At 72.0% G+C, this 22,118-nt stretch carries 25 protein-coding genes; 14 read left to right on the top strand and 11 right to left on the bottom strand.

Annotation, left to right across the window (positions count from 1 at the left end; genetic code table 11):
* The first annotated feature begins 14 nt into the window (after positions 1–14).
* On the top strand, positions 15–470 hold the full coding sequence (locus AB0F91_RS33065; RefSeq protein WP_360603922.1) for a (2Fe-2S)-binding protein: 456 nt from the start codon (positions 15–17) through the stop codon (positions 468–470).
* A 180-nt stretch (positions 471–650) separates the two neighbouring features.
* Positions 651–1,895 carry a helix-turn-helix domain-containing protein gene (locus AB0F91_RS33060; protein ID WP_360603920.1) on the top strand — a complete coding sequence of 415 codons (1,245 nt, stop codon included), beginning with the start codon at positions 651–653 and terminating at the stop codon, positions 1,893–1,895.
* A gap of 66 nt (positions 1,896–1,961) precedes the next feature.
* Here AB0F91_RS33060 and mgrA read toward each other — a convergent pair whose 3' ends face one another.
* Entirely contained in the window at positions 1,962–2,990 is a 1,029-nt protein-coding gene (mgrA, locus tag AB0F91_RS33055) for an L-glyceraldehyde 3-phosphate reductase (protein WP_360603918.1), read from the bottom strand.
* Between the two features lie 11 nt (positions 2,991–3,001).
* Entirely contained in the window at positions 3,002–3,628 is a 627-nt protein-coding gene (locus AB0F91_RS33050; RefSeq protein ID WP_360603916.1) for a maleylpyruvate isomerase family mycothiol-dependent enzyme, read from the bottom strand.
* 65 nt (positions 3,629–3,693) lie between these two features.
* Here AB0F91_RS33050 and AB0F91_RS33045 point away from each other — a divergent pair, with 65 nt between their 5' ends.
* The 3 genes from AB0F91_RS33045 to AB0F91_RS33035 are packed head-to-tail and all read left to right on the top strand — an operon-like array spanning position 3,694 to position 6,441.
* Positions 3,694–4,134 (top strand): MarR family winged helix-turn-helix transcriptional regulator, encoded by a 441-nt coding sequence (locus tag AB0F91_RS33045; protein WP_360603914.1) that lies wholly within the window; start codon positions 3,694–3,696, stop codon positions 4,132–4,134.
* A 46-nt stretch (positions 4,135–4,180) separates the two neighbouring features.
* Positions 4,181–5,062 (top strand): MoxR family ATPase, encoded by an 882-nt coding sequence (locus AB0F91_RS33040; protein WP_360603912.1) that lies wholly within the window; start codon positions 4,181–4,183, stop codon positions 5,060–5,062.
* Positions 5,059–6,441 (top strand): VWA domain-containing protein, encoded by a 1,383-nt coding sequence (locus AB0F91_RS33035; RefSeq protein ID WP_360603910.1) that lies wholly within the window; start codon positions 5,059–5,061, stop codon positions 6,439–6,441. The genes AB0F91_RS33040 and AB0F91_RS33035 overlap by 4 nt, the downstream gene beginning before the upstream one ends.
* On the opposite strand, the gene add is transcribed toward AB0F91_RS33035, so the two are convergent.
* Complete coding sequence (add, locus tag AB0F91_RS33030) at positions 6,419–7,390, bottom strand: adenosine deaminase (RefSeq protein ID WP_360603908.1); 972 nt, start codon at positions 7,388–7,390, stop codon at positions 6,419–6,421. The genes AB0F91_RS33035 and add overlap by 23 nt on opposite strands.
* Before the next feature lie 135 nt (positions 7,391–7,525).
* On the opposite strand from add, the gene AB0F91_RS33025 reads away from it, so the two are divergent.
* Positions 7,526–7,732, top strand: a complete 207-nt coding sequence (locus AB0F91_RS33025; protein WP_360603939.1) for an antitoxin — start codon at positions 7,526–7,528, stop codon at positions 7,730–7,732.
* An 821-nt stretch (positions 7,733–8,553) separates the two neighbouring features.
* Here AB0F91_RS33025 and recQ read toward each other — a convergent pair.
* Positions 8,554–10,389, bottom strand: coding sequence for a DNA helicase RecQ (gene recQ, locus AB0F91_RS33020; protein WP_360603906.1), 1,836 nt, complete (start codon positions 10,387–10,389; stop codon positions 8,554–8,556).
* Between the two features lie 160 nt (positions 10,390–10,549).
* Here recQ and AB0F91_RS33015 point away from each other — a divergent pair, with 160 nt between their 5' ends.
* Complete coding sequence (locus AB0F91_RS33015; RefSeq protein ID WP_360603904.1) at positions 10,550–10,984, top strand: DUF6314 family protein; 435 nt, start codon at positions 10,550–10,552, stop codon at positions 10,982–10,984.
* 25 nt (positions 10,985–11,009) lie between these two features.
* A complete protein-coding gene (locus tag AB0F91_RS33010) occupies positions 11,010–11,393 on the top strand; it encodes a VOC family protein (RefSeq protein ID WP_360603902.1) in 384 nt (127 codons plus the stop codon).
* A gap of 16 nt (positions 11,394–11,409) precedes the next feature.
* On the opposite strand, the gene AB0F91_RS33005 is transcribed toward AB0F91_RS33010, so the two are convergent.
* Entirely contained in the window at positions 11,410–11,577 is a 168-nt protein-coding gene (locus AB0F91_RS33005) for a hypothetical protein (protein WP_360603900.1), read from the bottom strand.
* Positions 11,578–11,758: 181 nt separating this feature from the next.
* On the opposite strand from AB0F91_RS33005, the gene AB0F91_RS33000 reads away from it, so the two are divergent.
* Both AB0F91_RS33000 and AB0F91_RS32995 read left to right on the top strand, forming a co-directional pair.
* Complete coding sequence (locus AB0F91_RS33000) at positions 11,759–12,424, top strand: hypothetical protein (protein WP_360603898.1); 666 nt, start codon at positions 11,759–11,761, stop codon at positions 12,422–12,424.
* 545 nt (positions 12,425–12,969) lie between these two features.
* On the top strand, positions 12,970–13,476 hold the full coding sequence (locus AB0F91_RS32995; RefSeq protein ID WP_360603896.1) for a DUF664 domain-containing protein: 507 nt from the start codon (positions 12,970–12,972) through the stop codon (positions 13,474–13,476).
* Between the two features lie 3 nt (positions 13,477–13,479).
* On the opposite strand, the gene soxR is transcribed toward AB0F91_RS32995, so the two are convergent.
* Positions 13,480–13,947, bottom strand: a complete 468-nt coding sequence (soxR, locus tag AB0F91_RS32990; protein ID WP_360603894.1) for a redox-sensitive transcriptional activator SoxR — start codon at positions 13,945–13,947, stop codon at positions 13,480–13,482.
* A 97-nt stretch (positions 13,948–14,044) separates the two neighbouring features.
* On the opposite strand from soxR, the gene AB0F91_RS32985 reads away from it, so the two are divergent.
* Complete coding sequence (locus AB0F91_RS32985; protein ID WP_360603892.1) at positions 14,045–14,626, top strand: NAD(P)H-dependent oxidoreductase; 582 nt, start codon at positions 14,045–14,047, stop codon at positions 14,624–14,626.
* An 18-nt stretch (positions 14,627–14,644) separates the two neighbouring features.
* On the opposite strand, the gene AB0F91_RS32980 is transcribed toward AB0F91_RS32985, so the two are convergent.
* Genes AB0F91_RS32980 through AB0F91_RS32970 form a run of 3 tightly spaced genes read right to left on the bottom strand, consistent with a single transcriptional unit; the run spans position 14,645 to position 17,237 of the window.
* Complete coding sequence (locus tag AB0F91_RS32980; RefSeq protein ID WP_360603890.1) at positions 14,645–15,115, bottom strand: hypothetical protein; 471 nt, start codon at positions 15,113–15,115, stop codon at positions 14,645–14,647.
* An 8-nt stretch (positions 15,116–15,123) separates the two neighbouring features.
* Positions 15,124–16,554: a HAMP domain-containing sensor histidine kinase gene (locus AB0F91_RS32975; protein ID WP_360603888.1), complete on the bottom strand. Its 1,431-nt coding sequence runs from the start codon at positions 16,552–16,554 to the stop codon at positions 15,124–15,126.
* Positions 16,551–17,237 (bottom strand): response regulator transcription factor, encoded by a 687-nt coding sequence (locus AB0F91_RS32970; protein WP_360603886.1) that lies wholly within the window; start codon positions 17,235–17,237, stop codon positions 16,551–16,553. The genes AB0F91_RS32975 and AB0F91_RS32970 overlap by 4 nt, the downstream gene beginning before the upstream one ends.
* Before the next feature lie 111 nt (positions 17,238–17,348).
* Between AB0F91_RS32970 and AB0F91_RS32965 the strand changes: the two genes are divergently transcribed.
* Both AB0F91_RS32965 and AB0F91_RS32960 read left to right on the top strand, forming a co-directional pair.
* Entirely contained in the window at positions 17,349–18,245 is an 897-nt protein-coding gene (locus AB0F91_RS32965; RefSeq protein ID WP_360603884.1) for a phosphatase PAP2 family protein, read from the top strand.
* An 81-nt stretch (positions 18,246–18,326) separates the two neighbouring features.
* Positions 18,327–19,718, top strand: a complete 1,392-nt coding sequence (locus AB0F91_RS32960; RefSeq protein WP_360603882.1) for a pyridoxal-dependent decarboxylase — start codon at positions 18,327–18,329, stop codon at positions 19,716–19,718.
* Here AB0F91_RS32960 and AB0F91_RS32955 read toward each other — a convergent pair.
* Entirely contained in the window at positions 19,696–20,667 is a 972-nt protein-coding gene (locus tag AB0F91_RS32955; protein ID WP_360603880.1) for a pirin family protein, read from the bottom strand. The two genes, AB0F91_RS32960 and AB0F91_RS32955, sit on opposite strands and share 23 nt — an antisense overlap.
* Before the next feature lie 97 nt (positions 20,668–20,764).
* A complete protein-coding gene (locus AB0F91_RS32950) occupies positions 20,765–21,220 on the bottom strand; it encodes a hypothetical protein (RefSeq protein ID WP_360603878.1) in 456 nt (151 codons plus the stop codon).
* 63 nt (positions 21,221–21,283) lie between these two features.
* On the opposite strand from AB0F91_RS32950, the gene AB0F91_RS32945 reads away from it, so the two are divergent.
* Positions 21,284–22,111, top strand: a complete 828-nt coding sequence (locus tag AB0F91_RS32945; RefSeq protein WP_360603876.1) for an alpha/beta hydrolase — start codon at positions 21,284–21,286, stop codon at positions 22,109–22,111.
* Positions 22,112–22,118 lie beyond the last annotated feature (7 nt).

Raw genomic sequence — 22,118 nt, 5'->3', positions numbered from 1 at the left:
CAAGGAGTTCTCGCATGCCCAACTACACCTTCGTGGTGAACGGGAAGACCGTCACCGTCGACGCGCCCGCCGATCTGCCGCTGCTGTGGGCGCTGCGCGACAAGCTGAAGGTGCGCGGCCTCAAGTACGGCTGCGGCATCAACGTCTGCAAGGCCTGCACCAGCCACCTCGACGGCGAGGCGGTGAACCCGTGCGTGGTCCCGGTCTCCGAGTGCGAGGGCCGCGAGGTCACCACGATCGAGGGCCTGGCGGACGGCGACACCCTGCACCCGGTGCAGGAGGCGTGGCTGGAGCAGGACGTCGCGCAGTGCGGCTACTGCCAGCCGGGCCAGATCATGGCCGCCGTCGCGCTGCTGAAGAAGACCAAGAACCCCACCGACGCCGACATCGACGCGATCGAGAACGTGTGCCGCTGCGGTTCGTACTTCCGCATCCGCGAGGCGATCAAGGCGGCCGCTGCGAAGATGTGACCCGCGAATACGGAAGTTCTACATCAGTTCCTCCGCATTCGCGGCAAGTGTCACAAGTTCACCCGGCCGAGTGAGCGGGTGTCGTGTTAGATGACCTTCCCGAGGGCTCAACGACGAGTCCCCGTACGGTCACGGGCGAGGGGCGCGCGAGCGCCCTTCGCCCCGGCCTGGAGGGCGTTGATGCATTACCAGACAGTTCTGCGCGACGGGCTCGCCCCCGTGGTCTCGGTGCTGGCCGCCGAGGTCGAAACCGCCCTGCCCGAGCTGATCGAGGCGACCACGCACCAGATCCGCGAGCAGATGCCCGTCTACCGCGACGAGCGGTTCGTCACGCACGCCGAGCTGCGCAAGTCCGTACGCGCCAACCTCGACTACGTGATGCGCACGCTGCGCGGCGAGGGCGTGCCGGACCTGTCGCAGGCGCGCGCCACCGGCCGCGCGCGGGCGCTGCGGGGCGCGCCGCTGCCGGAAGTCCTGCGCGCGTACCGGATCGGGCTCACCGAGGTGTGGCACCGGTTCGTGCTGCTGACCGCGCGCGGGGAGAACCAGGACCTGGCCGGGCTCGTGGCCGCGACGTCCGCCGTGTGGGCGTTGGTCGACGACTACGCCGAGGCACTGACTTCGTCCTATCGGGACACCGCCGCCGACGTCGTGGTGGCGCACCAGAACCGGCGTTCCGCACTGGTTGAGGCACTGTTCGCCGGCGGCGCCGCGACCGAGGGCACGCTGTGGGACATCGCCCGCGTGCTCGAGTTGACCGTGGACGGCAGCTTCGTGGTCGTCGCGGCCGAAACTCCCCGGCTGGGCCATGAACCGCTGCCGAAGATCGAGCAGCGCCTGCGCGAAGCCCAGCACGCCTCGGCGTGGCGGCTCACGCCGGACCTGCAGGTGGGTGTGGTGTCGCTGCGCGACCCGTCGGCGTGCAAGGTGACCATCGACCTGCTGCGCGAAGCCCCGGTGGGCCGGGTCGGCATGAGCCCGGTGTACTCGGGGCTGGGCAACACTTCCCGGGCGCTGCACTTCGCGCGCGTCGCGCTGTCCAGCATGGCGCCCGGCTCGACAGGGCTGGTGCAGTTCACGGAGTCGCCGCTCGCGGTCCTCGTCGCCAGCGCGCCCGAGGCGTCGGTGCAGCTCGCGCACCACGTGCTGCGCCCGATCCTCGACCTACCCGGCGACGACCGCAACGTGCTGCTGCTGACGCTGCGCGCGTGGTTCGACTGCCAGGGCTCCACGAAGCTCACGTCGGAACGGATGTTCTGCCACCCCAACACGATCCGCCACCGCCTGCGCCGCATCACCGACGAGCTCGGCCGCTCGCTCACGGACCCGGCGGACATCGCGGAGCTGGGCGCCGCGCTGCGCGCGCTGCACCTGTTCCCGGAGACCTCGCACCTGCCGGCACCGCGGCCGACGCGCGCGGGCTGAGCTCCCTGGAGCCGACCGTCCACAGTGGCCGGTGACGTGAACGCCGCCGGCCACCGCGGGCGGGCGTCACGCGTCGCTGGACTGCTTCCAGAGGTTGATGTCCGACTCCGTCGCGTACCGGTCGATCTCGGCCAGCTCCTCGGCGGTGAAGTCGAGGTTGTCCAGTGCGGCGACATTGTCCTCGAGCTGCTTGACGCTGCTCGCGCCGATCACCAGCGACGTCATGCGCGGGTCGCGCAGGGCCCAGGCCAGCGCGAGCTGCGCCAGCGACTGGCCGCGGCGCGCGGCGATCTCGCCGAGGGCGCGGATCTTCGCGAGCCGGTCCTCGGTGATGGTGTCCGGGTCGAGGGACTTGCCCTGCGCCGCCCGGGAGTCCGCCGGCACGCCGCCGAGGTAGCGGTCGGTCAGCAGGCCCTGCGCGAGCGGTGAGAACGCGATGCAACCGGCCCCGGCCTTTTCGAGCGTGTCGAGCAGGTGGTCGTCCTCGGTCCACCGGTTGAACAGGGAGTACGAGGGCTGGTGGATCAGCAGCGGCGTGCCCAGCTCGCGCAGCAGGCGCGCGGCCTCGGCGGTGCGCTCGGAGTTGTACGAGGAGATGCCGACGTAGAGCGCCTTGCCCGCCCGCACGGCCGCGTCGAGCGCCCCGACGGTCTCCTCCAGCGGCGTCTCGGGGTCGAAGCGGTGGGAGTAGAAGATGTCGACGTAGTCCAGGCCCATGCGGCCCAGCGACTGGTCGAGCGAGGCCAGCAGGTACTTGCGCGAGGCCCAGTCGCCGTACGGGCCCGGCCACATGTCGTAGCCGGCCTTGGTCGAGATCACCAGCTCGTCGCGGTAGGGCTTGAAGTCCGTGGCGAGGATCTGGCCGAAGTTGGACTCGGCCGAACCGTAGGGTGGGCCGTAGTTGTTGGCCAGGTCGAAGTGCGTGATGCCCAGGTCGAAGGCGCGGCGCAGGATGTCGCGCTGGACCTGGAGCGGCCGGTCGTGGCCGAAGTTGTGCCACAGGCCCAGGGAGATGGCGGGCAGCTTGAGTCCGCTGCGCCCGCAGCGCCGGTAGGGGATCGAGTCGTATCGGCTGGTCGCCGCAACGTAGGTCACGTGACCAGATGCTAGCTCGCGAGCAGCCGCTCGGCTCCCTCGCCGTGCAGCCGGGCCACGGTCGCGGTGCGCCCGGCGGCGAGCATCAGCAGGGCCGTGACCGGTCCCTCGACGAGCGCTCCCTCGCCGCCCGACCAATCCGTGTCGTCGGCGACCAGCCGTAGGCCGGCGAGCCGGCGCCGGGCGTGGAACGGGTAACCGCGCTCCCACACGCGCTCCAGCGCCCCGACGGCCGAGGCCGCCGGAACCGGCCGCTCGAGGCCGAGCGGGAGCGCGATGTCCTGGCCGTGGATCACGACGTCGAGCAGCCGGTCGGCGGAGTTCGTGCCGACCGGGCGCTGCCGCGACCCCACGCTCGCGCGCAGCGCGGCGACCAGCCGCTCCGGCGGCACGTCGGCCCGGCGGATCGCGGAGTCGCGGATCATCCGGTTCATTCCGCCGCGGGCGCGGACCAGTTCGGTGAACACCGTGCCGAAGCTGAACGCCGCCGCGAGCGCGAGGTGGGCCGCGACGTCGCGGACCCGCCACCCCGCGCACAGCGACGGGTGATCCCAGCTCTCGGCGGGCAGGTGAACGAGCTGGTCGGCCAGCGTGCGGCGTTCGACGTCGACCAGCTGCCAGAGCTCTTCGGAGTCCATGACCCCTCCCCACAATGATCAGGAAGCATGAATATCATGCTTCCTTAAGAGTAGGAGGAGAACCCGTGCCCGCCAAGCCCCTGCCGCCGCTGCCCGAGCGCAACACCGCCGCCGCGCTGTACCAGGCGTACCTGCGGCTCGCGGCCGGCATCAACGCGGCGACCCGCGCGTACGACCCGCGCACCCGCGCCGCGCACGCCACTGTCTTCATCCACCTGGAGCCCGGCGGCATCCGGCTCACCCGGCTCGCGGAGAAGGCCGTGATGACGCCACAGGCGATGGGGGAGCTGGTCGACGACCTCGAACGGCTCGGTTATCTGCGGCGCGTGCCGGATCCGGTGGACCGGCGCGCGAAGCTGATCCTGTTCACTGACCAGGGCCTCGAGGCGCTGGAGGTCGCGTTCGCCGCCATCCGTGACGCGGAGCGGCGGCTGGTGGAGCAATTGGGCGAAGAGACCGTGGCCGAGCTCAACCGCACACTCGCGCGGATCGTGGAGACGCAGTGAATCACGGCCAGTACAGTGCGAGGTGAGCATCCGCTTAGGAGGTCACGTGGGCACCGGGTTCTTCTCGTCCGTCGACGACGTGTCGGCGCAGCTGGCCGAGGTCGGGTACCTCGCCTCGACGGCGGTGGCGACCACCGTGTTTCTCGCCGACCGGCTGGGCAAGCCCCTGCTCGTCGAGGGCCCGGCGGGCGTGGGCAAGACGGAGCTGGCCAAGGCCGTCGCCGCCGTGAGCGGCTCGCGCCTCGTGCGCCTGCAGTGCTATGAGGGCATCGACGAGGCGCGCGCGCTCTACGAGTGGAACCACGCCAAGCAGTTGCTGCGCATCACCGCCGGGCGCGACGAGACGTGGGAGGACGCGCGCACCGACATCTTCGGTGAGGAGTTCCTGCTGCGACGCCCGCTGCTGCAGGCCATTTCCGGCACCGAGTCCACCGTGCTGCTGGTCGACGAGACGGACAAGGCCGACGTCGAAGTGGAGGGCCTGCTGCTGGAGGTGCTCGGCGACTTCCAGGTGACCGTGCCCGAACTGGGCACGATCACCGCCACCCGTGACCCGTTCGTGGTGCTCACGTCCAATGCGACGCGCGAGCTGTCCGAGGCGCTGCGGCGGCGCTGCCTGTTCCTGCACATCGACTTCCCCGACCCGGAGCTCGAGCTGCGGATCGTGAAGCTGCGCGTGCCCGGCATAGACGCCGCGCTGGCCGACTCCGTGGTCCGCGTGATCGCGGCGCTGCGAGCCATGGACCTGCGCAAGCTGCCGTCGGTCGCCGAGACCATCGACTGGGCGCGCACGCTGCTTGAGCTCGGCACCGGCACGCTGGGCGAGCGGATCGTGCGCGAGAGTCTCGGCGTGGTGCTCAAGCACCAGGACGACATCACCAAGGCCGGCGCGGGCCTCAAACTCGACCAGGTGCTGGACGCGTCGTGAGCGCGCCCGGCGTCACCGAGCGGCTCACGGCGTTCGTGCAGGCGCTGCGGGCGCAGGGCATCCCGGCGGGCCCGGCCGAGACTGTCGACGCGGCGGCCGCGCTCGAGGTGCTCGGCTTCGACGACCGCGAGCTCGTCCGCGAGGGGCTCGCCGCCGCGCTCGTGCGCCGCGGTGGGCAGCGCGCGGTGTTCGACGCCGCGTTCGACCTGTACTTCCCGGCCGGCGTGGGTGTGCCCGAGCTGGCGCGCGAGGACCGGCCGAGGGACCTTGAACAGCTGCGGGAGGCCGTGGCGGCCGCGCTCGCCGAGGGTGACCAGCAGGCGCTGGCGCAGCTGGCGGGGGTCGCCGTGGAGATGCTCGGCGGGTATGGCGCGGGTTCCGGCGCCGGCGGTGGGTTCTCCGCGCACCAAACGCTGGACCGGCTGCAGCCGCAGACGCTGATCGTGCGCGTGCTCGCCGCGATCCGCGCCGCCGACGGCGGTTCCGACGGAGGCGGCGAGTTCACCGACCGGCTCACGCGCGACGAGGTCCGCCGCCGCGTCGAGGACTTCCGCGGGAACGTCCGCACCGAGGCCCGCCGGCGCGCGGCCGAGGTGCGGGGACGCGATCGCGTGGCCAAGCACGCGATCGCGCCGGCCGCGGACCGCGTGGACTTCCTGATCGCCAGCCGCGCGCAGCTGGCCGAACTGCGCCGGGCCGTGCAGCCGTTGTCGCGCAAGCTCGCGACACGGCTCGCGGCGCGCCGCAAGCGCACCACGCGCGGGCAGATCGACCTGCGGCGCACGCTGCGGCGGTCGCTGTCGACGGGTGGCGTGCCGGTGCGTCCGGCGTTCCGGCACCGGCGGCCCGGCCGGCCCGAGATCGTGCTGCTGTGTGACCTGTCGGGTTCGGTCGCGGGGTTCGCGAACTTCACGATGCTGCTGGTGCAGGCGCTGCGCGACCAGTTCAGCAAGGTGCGCGTGTTCGCATTCGTGGACAGCACCGACGAGGTCACGCACCTGGTCACCGCGGGCGTCGCCGACCCGGAGCACCTCGGCGCGCGCATCCTCGAAGAGGCGGCCGTGGTGCGCTGGGACGGGCACAGCGACTACGGCGGCGCCTTGCGCGGGTTCACCGGCAAGTGGCTCGACGCCGTCGGCCCGCGCACCTCGGTGCTCATCCTCGGCGACGCACGCACCAACGGTGGCGACCCCAACCTCGACGCCGTCCGCGCCATCCGCGACCGCGCGCGGCACGTCTACTGGCTCAACCCCGAGCGTCGCGCCCTGTGGTCCACCGGCGACTCGGCGGCACTGGCGTACGCGGAGCTCGTGGAAATGCACGAGTGCCGCAACGTGCAGCAGCTGAGCACGCTGGTCACGCGCCTGCTGCCGGTGTGAGCCACGCGGCGATCTCCTCACGCAGCGCGGTTTTCCTCTCCTCCGGCGCGAAGGACGCTGTGACGGCGGTTTCGGCGAGGGCCGCCAGAGTGGTGTCGTCGTAGCCGAACGTGGCGCGCGCGGTGGCGAACTCGTCGGTCAGGGTGGTGCGCGTGACCGAGGGGACGTCGGTGTTCAGCGTGACGGCGAGGCCCGCTCCGACGAGCCGGGGGAGCGGGTGCTCGGCCAGGCTCGGCACCAGGCCGAGGACGACGTTGGAGGTCGGGCACACCTCGAGCGCGATCCCGCGGTCGCGCACCTCGGCCACCAGGTCGGGGTCGTCGAGGACGCGGATGCCGTGGCCCAGGCGCTCGGCGTGGCCGACGTCGAGGGCTTCGCGGATGCTCGCGGGCCCCGCGTCCTCGCCCGCGTGGTGCACGAGGTGGAGCCCGGCTTCGCGCGCCTTGGCGAAGACGTCGGCGAACGGGACGAGGGAGTGGCGTTCCTCGCCCGCCATGCCCAGGCCGACGACCTCGTCGTGGGTCAGGGCGAGCCGCAGGGTGCGCTCGGCGCGTTCGACGGACCGGCGGCGCGAGTGGTCGAGCAGCACCCGGGTTTCGAGGTCTCCTCCGGACAGTCCTTTGAGGACGGAGACGAGCGGCATCTCCAGGTCCCCCAGCCGTTCTCCGTGTGACGCGGCCGTGAACGTCACCTCGGCGTACCGCGTGCCCTGCCCGGCTTCGTCCACGCAGAACTCCCGGGCGACGCGCTCGAAGTCCTCCGCCGTGCGCAGGCAGGCGCGGATGAGGGAATTGTAGTCGGCGAAGTCGCGGAACCCGGTGAACGCTTGTGCCTCACCCGGCGGCGCCACGCCGTTGGCGTCGGCCAGCTCGCGCAGCGTCGCCGGCCGGATGGTGCTCTCGAGGTGAACGTGCAGGTGCGCCTTCGGGAGCGCCGCCAGATCTCGCATGGGCCGATCATGCCTGGTCAGCCGCCACAGGTCGCGTGGATTTCCGCAGGTCCACGTCCGGAATGTTCGAATCGGGGAACTCCGGGTACTCATCACAGCGTTGAGGGGGTGACGAGCAACCCGCGGGAGGACTCCATGGCAATGCTCAAACGACTCGCTGTACTGGCCGGCGCGGCCGGTGCCGTCACGTCGTATGCGAAGAAGAACCCGGAGAAGGTCAACCAGGCCGTGGGCAAGGCCGCGCAATTCGTCGACCAGAAGACCAAGGGCAAGTACCACGCGAAGATCAACGGCGTGACCCAGAAGGTCTCCGACGCGACGAAGCCGAAGCCGGGCCACTGACACACGCGAGGCAAGCCGGCGGGTGCCGAAACGACCGTGTGCGCACCAGGTGAACGCCGGTCATCGAAACCCCGCCGGGCTTGCGGTGACCATCCCGTCGCCGCTCGTCGAGCTGCGCGACGACCGGATCGCCTGCTGACGTTCGGGGGTATTTCTCGAACCACCTGCGGCCCGCCGCCGCGGCCGGGCGTCGCTTCGGCTTCGGGACGGGCGGCGTGGTCCGCGGGGAAGAGCACTTGCTGCTCGTCGACGAGCTGTTGGCGTACGCCGAGGGGATGGTGCCGACCTCCCTCGACCGCGCGACCTACCGCCGCGAGACGGAATCGGATGTCCCTGCCCGGTTGAGCGGTGAGTTCGGGTTTGTCATGTCCTGTCGGAAGAGGCCGGGCAACGGTCTGGGCGCTCGCGGCTGCGCCGAGTTGCCTGCCGAGATCACGGTCGGCTCCGACGTCACCTGCTGTGCGCGCGGAAGTGGGAGCGAAGCGGGCGGACATCGTCGTCGGCCTCGGGCCGCGGCCACGGGCGATCGGGTTCGCCGTCCTCAACGGCGGCCGGTTCCTCGAGGACGAGGTGCGCTGCATGCAGCGTGAGGCGTTCGGCGCGGAGACGGCCAACTGGTTACGCCAAGCACCGCCCCGAGCTGGACGCCGTCATCGCCGACTTCCAAGCCCGTCACGAGGTGCACGGCTCGACCGGGTGTACGCAGCCAGATGATGTCCGGCCGCTACCGGTGGATCACCGCCCGCGAGTTCGCCGACGCCACCACGGTCGTGGCCGTCCTGAGCTGGCGGCGGCGCGAGGCCGCGCTTGCGGGGCTGCCCCTATTCCTCCGCCAACGCGGCCAGCACGCTCTCGCCGTACTTCGCCAGCTTCGCCTCACCGACGCCGCTGACGGAGCCCAGGTCGGTGAGCGAGCCGGGCCGCTCGGCGGCGATCTGGCGCAGCGTCGCGTCGTGGAAGATCACGTAGGCGGGGACGCCCTGTTCCTTGGCCGTGGCGGCGCGCCAGGCGCGCAGGCGCTCGAACAGCGGCGCGGCCTCCGCGGGCATTTCCACGGCCGCGGCGGTGCTGCGGCGGGAAGTGCGCGCGGCGCGGGCCGGGCGCTCCGGTTCGCGCCGCAGGGACACCGTGCGTGAGCCGTTGAGCACCGAGGTGCTGCCGTCGGTCAGGACCAGAGAGCCGTAATCCCCTTCCACGGCAAGGAGGTTCTGCGCCAGCAGCTGCCGGACGACCGCGCGCCACTCCTGCTCGCGCAGTTCGGTCCCGATGCCGAAGACCTTCAATGTGTCGTGCTGGAACTGGGTGACCTTCGGGGTCGTCTTGCCCAGGAGGATGTCGATGATCTGGCCGGCGCCGAACTTCTGCCGGCGTTCGTTGCGCAGGCGCACGACGGTGGAGAGCAGCTTCTGCGCCGGGATGGTGCCGTCGAAGCGTTCGGGCGGGGCGAGGCAAGTGTCGCAGTTGCCGCAAGGTTCGCCGGTCTGGCCGAAGTAGGCGAGGATCTGTGTGCGGCGGCATTCGACGGTCTCGCACAGCGCCAGCATCGCGTTGAGGTGCGCGGCCTGCCGGCGGCGGTGGGCCTCGTCGCCCTCGCCGTTCTCGATCATCTTGCGCTGCTGCATCACGTCCTGCAGCCCGTAGGCGAGCCACGCCGTGGACGGCAGCCCGTCGCGGCCCGCGCGGCCCGTCTCCTGGTAATAGCCCTCCACGGACTTCGGCAGGTCGAGGTGCGCGACGAACCGGACGTCCGGCTTGTCGATGCCCATGCCGAACGCGATGGTGGCCACCACCACGAGCCCGTCCTCACGCAGGAACCGCGCCTGGTTCTCCGCGCGGGTGCGCTTGTCGAGTCCCGCGTGGTACGGCACCGCGCGGATTCCGTTCTCCACCAGGAACTCCGCCGTCTTCTCCACCGACGCGCGCGAGAGGCAGTAGACGATCCCCGCGTCGCCCTTGTGCTCGGTGCGCAGCAGTTCCAGCAGCTGCTTCTGCGGCGAGTTCTTGCCGACGATGCGGTACTGGATGTTCGGCCGGTCGAAGCTCGCGACGAAGTGGCGCGCGCCGTCGAGGTTGAGCCGCGCGGAGATCTCCTTGTGCGTGGCCTCGGTCGCCGTGGCGGTGAGCGCGATGCGCGGCACGTCCGGCCAGCGCTCGTGCAGCGACGACAGCATGAGGTAGTCGGGCCGGAAGTCGTGGCCCCATTGCGACACGCAGTGCGCCTCGTCGATCGCGAAGAGCGCGATCTTCCCGCGGTCGAGCAGCCGGACGGTCGACTCGACGGAAAGCCGTTCCGGCGCCAGGTAGAGCAGGTCGAGCTCACCGGCGACGAACGCCTCCTCCACGCGCTGGCGCTCGCCGAAATCCTGCGTGGAGTTGAGGAATCCCGCGCGCACACCGAGGTTGCGCAGCGCGTCGACCTGGTCCTGCATCAACGCGATCAGTGGTGAGATCACCACGCCGACGCCGGGCCGCACGAGCGAGGGGATCTGGTAGCACAGTGATTTCCCCCCGCCGGTGGGCATCAGCACCAGCGCGTCTCCGCCGGAGATCACGGTTTCGACGATGTCCGCCTGATCACCGCGGAACGCGTCGTAACCGAACACGCGTTGCAGGGTTTCGAGGGCGGGGGAGCGCTGGGCCTGGTCGGGGTGAGCCACCCGGCCGATTCTAGGCGCCGGGACCGACCCGGCGGTGCCACCCCGGGGCCCTCGGCGCGTTTCCGGCACGAGTGTCCCGCTCGCACCACACCGGTCACGCTGTGTGTGATCCCGGCCCCGTCACCGCGTCACGTCGCACGCGCGGGCGCACAATGGCGGAGTGGACTTCGCGATCACCGACCTCGCCGCGCACTTCGCCGGCTCGTGGCGGCTCTCGCGCGACATCGTGACCGCAGACGGCGAGCCGATGGGCGAAGTCACCGGCAGCGCGACGTTCACCCGAGACGGTGCCCGTGCCGGCGTGCTCGTCTACCAGGAGACGGGCGAGTTGCGGCTGGCCGACTACACCGGCCCGGTGAGCCGCACCTTGCTCTACCACGCCGACGGCGCCCGCGCCGCCGTGCATTTCGACCACGGCGGGTTCTTCCACGACCTCGACTTGGCCACCGGCCGGTGGAGCACCGACCACCCGTGCCGCGACGACCTCTACCGAGGCGAGTACCGCGTGTTCGACGCCGACCACTGGCGCCAGGAGTGGGTGGTTGCCGGTCCGGCGAAGGACCACGTGATCACCACCCGATTCACCCGCGCCTGACCCCGCCCGTCGAAAGGGGACACCGATGCGCATCGACCGCCTGGACCACCTCGTGCTCACCGTTGCCGACGTCGAGGCCACCGTGGCCTTCTACACGCGGGTGCTCGGCATGGCGGAGGTGACGTTCAAGGGCGGGCGCAAGGCGCTGGCATTCGGTACCAGCAAGATCAACCTGCACCAGGTGGGCCACGAGTTCGAACCCAAGGCACTGCGCCCGACGCCGGGCAGCGCGGACCTGTGCCTCATCACCGAAGACGCGCTCGACGACGTGATCGAAGAACTGCGCCGAGCGGGCGTGCCGATCGAGGAAGGACCAGTCGGGCGCACCGGTGCCACGGGCGAGATCCGCAGCGTCTACTTCCGCGACCCGGACGAGAACCTCATCGAGGTCAGCAACTACCTCGGCTGAGCAGCCGGGAAAGAACTCACCGCCGCCGGTTGCGCACGATCAGCAGCAGCACCACGAGCGCGGCGACCGCGCACACCACGGCCAGCAGCGTGGCGGCCCAGCCGGGCACGGGTACGCCGGCGATGGTGTCGAAGCCGGGCACGACGCGGAGCGCGCCGGAAGCGAGCCGCACAGTGGTGTCCACGCGCCATCCTCCCGTTCGCCTGGTTCCGCCCTGATGTCCGAACCGTACCTCATCCGGCGGCCGCCACTGGGCCACTCGGCCGAAAACGCCGTTCATCCGGCGGTATTCGCGTTTCGCCTGGGCAGCGGAGGGCACCCGGCCCGTACGGGGGGCTCGACAAATCCGTGAAGGAGTTCGTGCGATGCCCACTTGGCTCATCGTCGTGATCGTGGTGGCCGCCGTCGTGGTGATCGGCGCCGTAGCCTGGCTGGTCGTCCAGGGACGGCAACGGAAACGACTGCAGCAGCAGTTCGGCCCCGAGTACTCGCGCGCAGTTGAGGAAAACGACAGCCCGCGTGCGGCGCAACGGGAGCTGGCCGAACGCGAACGCCGGCACCGTGATCTCGACATCAGGCCGCTCTCGCCCTCGGCGCGCGAGCGCTACGCCCAGCACTGGGCGTTGATCCAGGAGAAGTTCGTGGACCAGCCCGCCGGTGCGCTCGACGAGGCCGACGACCTGCTGGTGGCCGTGATGTCCGAGCGGGGCTATCCGACCGAGGGTTACGACCAGCAGCTTTCCGACTTGTCCGTGCGCCACTCGCGCACGCTGGAGCACTACCGCGCGGCGCACGAGACGCACCGCCGCCACTCGGAGACGGCATTGTCCACAGAGGAACTGCGTTCGGCGATGGTGCACTACCGCACCGTGTTCGAGGACCTGCTGACCGACGACACCGGCGCCGGAACCGGCGCGGACACGCGTCCTGGCAGCCGCGCCGACGAGGACACCGCCGAGAGCCGGCGCGAGCACACCGCTGCGCGCTCGGGCAACCATCGCGGTGCCCACGAGCGGAACGGAGACCGCTGACATGACCGACCAGGAGACCCGGGGACTGAGCACCGCCGACCTGGCGGGTGGCGCCGAGAGGCCCCGAACCGGCGAGCGCCGCGACATTCCGGAAGAGCGCTCGCGTGAAGTGTCCGATGTGGACACCCGGGTCACGGATGCCGGCGACGTGGACGACCGTGCCGCGGACAGAAGCACCGCGAGCCACGGCGCCCGCACCGACGGCGCTCCGCCACTGTTCGAAAGCGGCGCGGTCGACCGCTTCCGCAACCGTTGGCAAGACGTGCAGACCGGCTTCGTCGACGACCCGCGACGCGCCGTGCGTGACGCCGACGAACTCGTTGCCTCCGTGATCAGGTCGCTGGCCGAGACCTTCGCCGAGCACAAGGGCGAGCTGGAGGCGCAGTGGCGCGACGGCGAACCCGCCACGGAGGACCTGCGGATCGCGCTGCGCCGTTACCGCTCGTTCTTCCGCGCCCCGACCGCCGAAATTCGGTTGGGGGCGCGGCGGTTTGCGTGGGGCATGATCGGGGTAGCAGGCAGGAACGAACCGAGGAGGACTACGGATGAACGTGGCCGATCTGCTCGTGGACGGCTTCGGCCGGATCCAGGAGGTCGTGCACCAGTCGGTCGACGGCCTGACCGGCGACCAGCTCGTCGCGCGGCCCGGGTCACGCGCCAACTCGATCGCCTGGCTCGTCTGGCACCTCACGCGCGTGCAGGACGACCATGTGGCCGACGTCGCGGGCACCGAGCAGATCTGGACCGCGCAGGACTGGCACCGCCGCTTCGGCCTGCCCTTCCCGCCGGCGGACACGGGGTACGCGCACAGCAGCGACGACGTCGCCGCCGTGCGGATCGACGACCCCAAGCTGCTGACCGGCTACTACGACGCCGTGCACGAGCAGACCGTGGCGTGGGTCGGCGGACTAGAGGGCAAGGCGCTCGACGCCGTCGTCGACGAGCGCTGGGACCCGCCCGTGACGCTGGGGGTGCGGCTGATCAGCGTGCTTTCGGACGACCTGCAGCACGCCGGGCAGGCCGCCTACGTGCGTGGTCTCGTGCTGAGCTGAGCGTCACGGGTAGCCGGGGCCGCGGTGGTCCGGAAGCCGCCGCGGCCCCGGACCCTCGCGTCCGAGGCGGTCGCCGGGGTTCGCCAGGCGGCACTTCGTGAGCGACATGCAGCCGCAGCCGATGCAGTCGGTGAGCTGGTCGCGCAGCTGTTCCAGCTGCCGGATGCGCTCGTCGAGGTCCTCACGCCAGCAGTGGGAGATGCGCGCCCAGTCGGCGCGGGTCGGGGTGCGATCGTCCGGCAGCAGCGCGAGGACCTCGCGGATCTGCGACAACGGCATGCCCACCCGCTGCGACATCCGGATGAACGTGACGCGCCGGAGTGTGTCGCGGCGGTAGCGGCGCTGGTTGCCCGCCGTGCGCCGGCTGCGGATCAGCTTCTCGTCCTCATAGAAGCGCAGGGCCGACGCGGGTACCCCGGTTCGGTGCGCCAGCTCGCCCACGGTCAGCTCGGGCAGCTCGGTCTTGGTCATGCGGGCGAGGATAGCTTGACTTCAAGTGAGCTTGAAGGTCGAGGCTCGGTCTCCGTGCGGGACACCCGGTCCCGCAAGGGGATTCGAGGAGAACATCGTGTCGGAAGTTCCGGTCCGGGTCGTCGTGATCGTCGGCAGTGTCCGGGAAGGACGGTTCGCGCCGACGGTCGCGAACTGGTTCACCCGCGAGGCCGCCGCGCACGGCGGGTTCGCGGTGGACGTCGTCGACTGCGCCGATCTGGCCCTACCACTGGCTTTTCCCGCGTTCGGGTCCGAGCCGGTGCCGAAGGTCGGGCGCCTCGCGGCCCGGCTCGCCGCGGCCGACGCGTTCGTCGTGATCACCCCGGAGTACAACCACAGCTACCCGGCCTCGCTCAAGAACGCCGTCGACTGGTTCCGCTCGGAGTGGCAGGCCAAACCCGTTGCTTTCGTGGCGTACGGCGGGCTTTCCGGCGGCCTGCGCGCGGTGGAGCACCTGCGCCCGGTCTTCGCCGAGCTGCACGCCGTGACCATCCGCGACACCGTGAGCTTCCACGGCGCCCGCGGCCGATTCGACGACGCCGGCAGCCCCACCGACGCCGAAACCACCGCTGCGGCCGTGAAGAAGCTGCTCGACCAGCTGGAGTGGTGGGCGCGTTCGCTCGCCGACGCGCGGGCCCTGCGCGCGTACCCCGCCTGACCGGCGTCCGGCACCGGCTCAGAAGGTGCAGAGCGCGGGACCGAGGCGGGAATCGGGTGTGGCCACTGAAACGCCGCGCAGGTCCACGGGCAGGCCGGCCGCCGACATGGCCGCCACGGTGGTGCAGACCACCTGGTCCACGCCGAGGTAGAGCGGCTTGATGGAGAACGGGATGGTCACCGTCGGCGGCACGCTGGTGGTGTCGATGGTGACCTGGCCGTCGCCGGGGAACAGCAGCGAGTAGTAGCCGCTCTCCTGCTCGGCCGGGGTGGGGCCCCGGAACAGCTCGTTCACTGCCAGCTCCGGAGAGACCGGGCTGCCCCAGCTGCGCACGACGGGGGCGAGCTGGCCGTCGACCAGGAAGTACAGCGTGAGCTGGTTCGCGCGGGCGCCGGGGCCGACCGCGGTCGGCGCGGGGCCGGCGGGCACGACGACGGTGGGCTGGATGCCGCACGCGCTCACCAGCAGGAGCACGGCGAGTGTGGTCATGAACTTTTTCATCGCGCCTCTCCGGGCCGGGGGTGGCGGGGCAACCACAGGGTGAACCGCGCGCCGGAACCGGTGTTGGCCGCCTCGACGTCGCCGCCGTGCAGCCGGGCGTTCTCCCGCGCGATGGACAGGCCGAGCCCGCTGCCCTCCGAACGCGCCCGCGCGGAGTCGGCTTTGGTGAAGCGGTCGAACACGTGGGGCAGCACGGCGTCGGGGATGCCGGGGCCGTGGTCGGTGACCTCCAGGGTCAGGGCGTGCGCGTCGGCGGCCAGGTGCACCTCGACCGGCGGTTCGCCGTGGCGCAGGGCGTTGCCGACCAGGTTCGCGACCACGATGTCGAGCCGGCGCGGGTCGACGGTCGCGACTACGCCGGCCCGCAGGTCGGTGACGATCCCGTCGGCGGCGGTCCAGCCGCGCGCGGCGAGGGTGTCGGTCACGCCCTGCGCGACGTCCCACTCCTCCAGCCGCAGCTCGGCGCGCCCGGCGTCGAAGCGCGAGATCTCCACCAGGTCCTGCACGAGCCGCGTCAGCCGGCGCGTCTCCGCCGACACCAGGCGCGCGGCGACGGCGGTGTCGGCGGGCAGCTGCTCGGCGTCCTCGTCGAGCACGTCGGTCACCGCGTTCATCGCGGCCAGCGGGGTGCGCAGCTCGTGGGAGACGTCGGCGACGAAGCGGCGCGCGTCGGTCTCCATTTCCCGCAGCGTGCCGACGGTGCGTTCCAGCTCCGCCGCGGTGCTGTTGAACGTGGTCACGAGCTGGGCCAGCTCGTCGGAGCCCTTGGCCCGCAGGCGGACGTCGAGCTGCCCGTGGCCGAGCTTGCGGGCGGCGGTGTTGAGCGCGCGCACCGGCCGCAGCACCTGCCGGGCGGCCAGCAGCGCCAGCGCGACGGCGATCGGCAGCGCCAGCGCGGCCGTCTGCCACGCGCGGGTGGCCAGCTGGTCGATCGCGGTCTGCTGGGCGGCCAGCGACACCATGGAGTAGACCTCGACGCCCGTGTGCGTGATCCCGTCGTCGCTGGGCTGCAGCACCGGCATCCCGACCAGCAGCAGCGGCGTGTCGCCCCTGATCACCCGCTTGAACTGGATCGTGCCGCCGCCGGCGACTTCTTGGCGCAGGTCGGCGGGCAGCGCCGAGGGATCGAGCCCCGACCGCGAACGCAGGTCGTGGTAGATCGCGACCGTGGTGCCCTTGAGGTTGTCGGCGAGGTTGTCGAGCTGGCGCTGGTCCGGTGGCAGCGTCATCTGCGGCAGGTACGCCGTGACCTGGTCGCGCAGCTGGACCATGGCCGGGTCCTGCACGCCCTGCAGAATGGTCGTGCGCGCCGTCACGTAGCTAGCGCCGGCCGCCGCGGCCGCGCCGACCAGGGTCATCGCCGCGAAGGACAGCACCAGCCGGGGCCGCAGCCCCGAGAGCCACGGCCGCAGCCGGGGGAGCCTCACGAGCGGCCGAACCGGTAGCCGAAGCCACGCACGGTCTGGACGTGGTCGGGCCGCGCCGGTACGTCCTCGATCTTGGACCGCAGCCGCTGTACGCAGGCGTCGACCAGGCGGGAGTCGCCGAGGTAGTCGTGGTCCCACACGGCGGTGAGCAGCTGCTGGCGGCTGTACACCCGACCCGGCGTGCGGGAGATCTCGAGCAGCAGCTTGAGCTCGGTCGGCGTGAGCGCCACCTGCTCGCCCCGTTTCCTCACGAGCATGCCGGCGCGGTCGATCACCAGCTCGCCGTGGCGTTCGACCTCGCCCGCGCGCGCGTCGTGATCGCTGACCGCACGGCGCAGCACGGCGCGGATCCGCGCGTCGAGTACGCGCGGCTCGACCGGCTTCACCACGTAGTCGTCGGCGCCGGCCTCCAGGCCCGCGACCACGTCGAAGTCGTCGCTGCGCGCGGTCAGCATGATGATGGGCACCTCACCCAGCGCGCGCATCCGGCGGCAGGTCTCGAACCCGTCCATCCCGGGCAGCATCAGGTCGAGCACCACGATGTCGGGCAGGTGCTTGCGCACCAGGTCCAGCCCCGCCTCGCCCGAGCCCGCGGTGTGCACCCCGTGCCCCTGCCTGCGCAGGGCCAGCTGGAGTCCCTCCCGTACGGCCGCGTCGTCTTCGACCACCAACACCTCTGCCACCCCGGCCATTATTCGGAAAACCGCAGCGTGGGGCGAACCCGGGCGATCTTGTTGCAAAACCATGACACGGCACTGACCTGACCACTAAATCCCGCGCCGAGACTCGGGTCCATGGCAGTGACGTTCCCCGAGGCGCCCCCGATCACCCCGTCCGGCTCCGCGCGCCACGCGCTCGAGGTGCGGACGCCGTCGCGCACTGTGCTGCTCGTCGCGAGTGCGGTGGGCTGCGCGGTCGCGTTCCTCGTGGCGTACCTGCTCTTCGTGCGCACAACGGCGGGCCAGGTGGCGGAGAACGGTGTGGTGCACAGCGCGCAGGCGACCGGACCATCCACTGTGGACTGGGCGGCGCCGTTGCGTGACGTGGACCTCGTGGTGCTGCTCGGCGCGGTCGCGGTGCTCGTGCTCGCGCTGGCGTCGGTGCGGCGCCGGTTCCCCTTGGGCGTGACGGCGCTGGTGCTGCTCGCGACCCCGCTGGTCGCGGCGCAGCTGCTCAAGATCTACGTGCTCGACCGGCCGGGCAGCCACGACGGCTACGGGGTCGCGAGTCACAACAGCTTCCCGAGCGGGCACGTCAGCGCGGCGACGGCGGTGCTGTTCGCGCTGGCGGTGGTGCTGCCCGCACGGATGCGCACCTGGGTGCTCGCCGTGGGTTCACTCGGCGTCGCCTGGGTCGCCGCGGCGACCGTCGCGCTCGGCTGGCACCGGCTTTCCGACACCGTGGGTGGCTGCCTCCTCGTGGCCGCAGCGGTGTGCGCCGGCGCGGCGGTCGTCTCGGCCCGGCGGCCCGACGGGCGCCGGATCCCCGTGCTCGCCACGGCGGTGGCGCTGGCGGGCCCGACGGTCGTGGTGCTCGCCGGGTTCGCGGTACTGGCCTCGGCGACCACGGAGGCAGCACAGTTCGTGGCCGCGCTGGTCCTGGCGGGCGTGTCCGCCGTGGCGCTGGTGCTGCTGGTCGCCGGCCCGGTGCGGAAGGTGAACTTCGACCCGGGCGGGCGCGCACGCGCCTGAGCCGCTGAGCGGGCCAGTCACCGCGGATTGGCCCGCGACGGGCTCGGCCGCGCGCGGCTAGGGTCGCCGCAGGAGGTGGCTGTGTACTCGAAGCTGACCGAAGACCTCGACGGCCTGCCCGCGCTGCTCGACGCCGCGCGTGCGCAGGCCGGTGAGCTGCTCGCGGGAGTGGCGGACCGTCCGGTGGCGGTGCCGCCGGAAGCGGTCGACCCCGCGGAGCTGCCGGAGGACGGCGTGGGCGCGCGGGCCGCGCTCGCGGAGTTCGCGCGCCGCTGGGCGCCGGGGTTCGCCGCGAGCGCCGGGCCGCGGTACCTGGGGTTCGTCACGGGCGGCGCGACCCCCGCGGCGGTGGCCGGCGACTGGCTCACGGCCGCGGCGGACCAGAACCCCGTGTCGTCGCTGGACTCCTCGGCTCCGGACCTCGAACGCGAGACGGTGGGTTGGCTCGCGAAGCTGTTCGGGCTGGGGCCGGAGTTCAGCGGTGCGTTCGTGTCCGGCGCGACGATGTCCAATGTGGTCGGTCTGGCGATCGGGCGCGAGTGGCTGGGGGAGCGGCTCGGGGTCACGGTCGCCGACGCCGGGGTCGCGGCGCTCGGCCCGGTCGAGGTGCTGAGCGGATCACCGCACTCCAGCGCGCTCAAGGCGATGTCGGTGCTGGGCCTGGGCCGCTCGGCACTGCGGCCGGTGCCCGTGCGGGCCGGGCGTGAGGCCGTGGACGTCGAGGCGCTGGACCGGGAGCTCGCCGAGCTGGGCGGGCGGCCCGCGATCGTGATTGCCAACGCGGGCACGGTCAACACCGTCGACTTCGACGACCTGCGGGCCATCGCGGCGCTCAAGGCCAAGCACCCGTTCTGGCTGCACGTCGACGCGGCGTTCGGTGCGTTCGCCGCGCTCTCGCCCGAGCACGCGCGGCTCGTCGACGGGCTGGAGCTGGCCGACTCGGTGTGCGTCGACCTGCACAAGTGGCTCAACGTGCCCTACGACTCGGCGATCCAGTTCAGCCGCCGGCTCGACCTGCAGGTACGCGTGTTCCAGAACTCCGCGGCCTACCTAGGCCACCCGGGCCACAACCCGGACTTCGTGCACCGCACGCCCGAAAGTTCGCGGCGGCTGCGCGCGCTGGCCGCGTGGTGCACGCTCGCCGCGTACGGCCGAGCGGGGCACCGGGAGATCGTCGAACGCTGCGTCGCCCACGCCCGGGACCTCGGCGACCGCCTGGCCGGCACGCCGCAGTGGCGGCTGCTCGCGCCGGTGCGGCTCAACGTCGTGTGCTTCACACTGGCCGACGACCCGACGCAGGAGCGCATCGACGCCGTGGTGCGCGCCGTCGCGGCCGGGGGCGAGACGTTCGTGACGCCGACGGTGTACGCGGGCGTGCCGGCGCTGCGGGCCGCGTTCAGCAACTGGCGGACCGGGCGTGCGGACGTGGACCGGATCTTCACCGCGCTCGTCAGGGGTTCCGGCGCGGCTTGATCCGGACGTTCGGCAGCACGGGCGCGGGCAGCCGCGCGGGGTCGCCGGGCACCTCGGGAATCGCCCCGAACTGCGGTGACTCGGCCTGCCACGCCTCGCGGTACTCCACGACCTCCTCGTGCGTGCGCGCCACGAAGTTCCACCACATCACGATCTCCTCGCCGAACGGCGGCCCGCCGAGCAGCATCACGCGAGCGCGCCCGTCGCCGGTGTTCACGAGCTCCAGCGTGGCGCGGCCGGTGCCGAGGTACCCGAGGTCGGTGCTGTGCAGCGCCGAGCCGGCGAAGGTGACCTCGCCGGTGTCGACGAGCACGCCGTGTTCGAATTCGGGGTCGACGTCGAGGGTGACGCGGGCGCCGGACTCCAGCACCAACTCCGCGCCGAGCAGGGGCGTGAACGTCTTGACCGGCGACGTCTCACCCGCGAGCGTGCCGAGGAAAACGCGCGCGGTGGCGCCGCCGAGGTCGGTGGCGGGCGGGGCGTAGTGCTGGAAGTCGCGTTCGGCGTGCCGGTGCGCGTCGGGCAGCGCGACCCACAGCTGCACGCCGTGCAGCGTCGTGGTCTCCGGCGTCGAGACCTCGGAGTGGCAGATGCCGTGGCCGCCGGTCATGAGGTTCAGCTCGCCCGGGCGGACCATCGCGTGGGAGCCGAGGCTGTCGCGGTGCTCGATCTCGCCGGCGAACAGCCAGCTCACCGTCTGCAGGCCGGTGTGCGGGTGCGAGCCGACGGACATGCCGCCCGTCGTCCTCGGGTCGTCGGGCCCGTAGTGGTCGGCGAAGCACCAGGCGCCCACGAGCGAACGTTTGCGCTGCGGCAGCGTGCGGCGCACCTTCATGGCGCGCGGCCCGCCCAGCGGCACGTCCCGTGCGCCGAGGACCTCGACCCCACCGTGGCCGGCCGCGTCGTCCCCGCAGTCCAGCACGGGTGGCTCGGTCTCGACGTTGCTCATCCTGGTGCCTCCACTCGCGCGGTCGGTTCACCGAAACCTTAGCGGGAAGGCTTGTGGCGCGTCGTTTCCGAGGGCCCTGCGGTGACGGCGGGGTGGCTCAGTCGGGTGAGTTCGGGGTGGCCTCGTGACCCGGCAGCCCGGGCGTGCGGTTCTCGCGCTTCACGCGGGCCTCGGCGAGATGGCGGACGCCGCGGGTGAGTTCGCGGACACGGGTCTCGTGGTCGCGGAAAGCGCGGTAGTAGGTGGTGTCGTACTCCTCCACGATCTGGAACGTCCAGCGCCCGTGCAGCACGTTGCGGCCCAGCAGGTGCTCGGTGAGCCGGTCGGCGTGCTCGGCGTGGCCCGCGTCGCGCAACATGGCGATGCCGTCGGCGAGCTTGCGGTCCGCGGAGCCGGTGAGCTGGTGGAACTCGTAGAGGTGGCCGCGGGCGATCTCGACGGTCTCCAGCGCCTCGGTGATCTTGCCGACGGCGTTCAGCGTCGCGCGGTCGGGTTCGAGGTGCTCGGCCGCGGTGTCGTCGAGGCGGAGGTCGGGGTGCGCGTCTGAGTCCATACCTCGCCAGGTACCCCCTGAACCCCGTTCCCTCACGGGCGCGGGCCGCTAGAGTCGCGGCGCATGGGGACCTCACACGATCTGACCCTCGCCGGCGGCCGCGTGCTGCGCGCGCACGACAGCGGCCGCGGCGACGCCCTCACCGTGGTCTGGCTCCACGGCACGCCGCAGACCGGATCGCTGCTCGCACCCGTCCTGCAGGCCGCGGACGCCCGCGGGATCCGGGTCGTCTCCTACGGCCGCCCGGGCTACGGCGGTTCGACCACGGTGCGGGGCCGCACCATCGGGTCCGCTGCCGAGGACGTGCGGCTGGTCGCCGACGCGCTGGGTCTCGGCCGCTTCGCGGTGGTCGGCGCTTCGGGCGGCGGGTCGCACGCGCTGGCGGCTGCCGCGCAGCTGCCGGACCGCGTCACCGCGGCCGTGGCCCTGGCCGGGGTCGCGCCGTACACCGAGGAGTTCGACTGGTTCGCCGGCATGGCCGACCCGACTTCGCTGCGCGCAGCCCGCGAAGGCCGAGAAGCGCGGATGGCCCATGCGCTCACGCACGAATTCGACCCGGCAAGCTTCGTCGCGACCGACTGGGCCGCGCTGGACGGCGCGTGGGGACCGCTCGGCGCCGACGCCGGGGAAGCCGGCGGCGCCGGCCACGACGGAGAGGTCGACGACGACGTCGCCTACGCCTCGCCGTGGGGCTTCGAGCTCGCCGACGTGCGCACGCCGGTCCTGCTGGTCCAAGGCGGCGCCGACCGCGTGGTCCCCGCATCGCACGCACAGCACCTGCTGGCCCACCTGCCCGACGCCGAGCTGTGGCTGCGGCCCCGCGACGGGCACATCTCGGTGCTCAACGCCCTGCCCACCGCGCTGGACTGGCTGCTCGCGCAACCCCGGTGACGCCGAC

Origin of the sequence: Amycolatopsis sp. NPDC023774, from assembly GCF_040639695.1 — a bacterium.
Classification (GTDB): Bacteria; Actinomycetota; Actinomycetes; order Mycobacteriales; family Pseudonocardiaceae; genus Amycolatopsis.
Note: the sequence above shows the minus strand (reverse complement) of the source record. Positions and strands in the feature narration are given on the sequence as shown.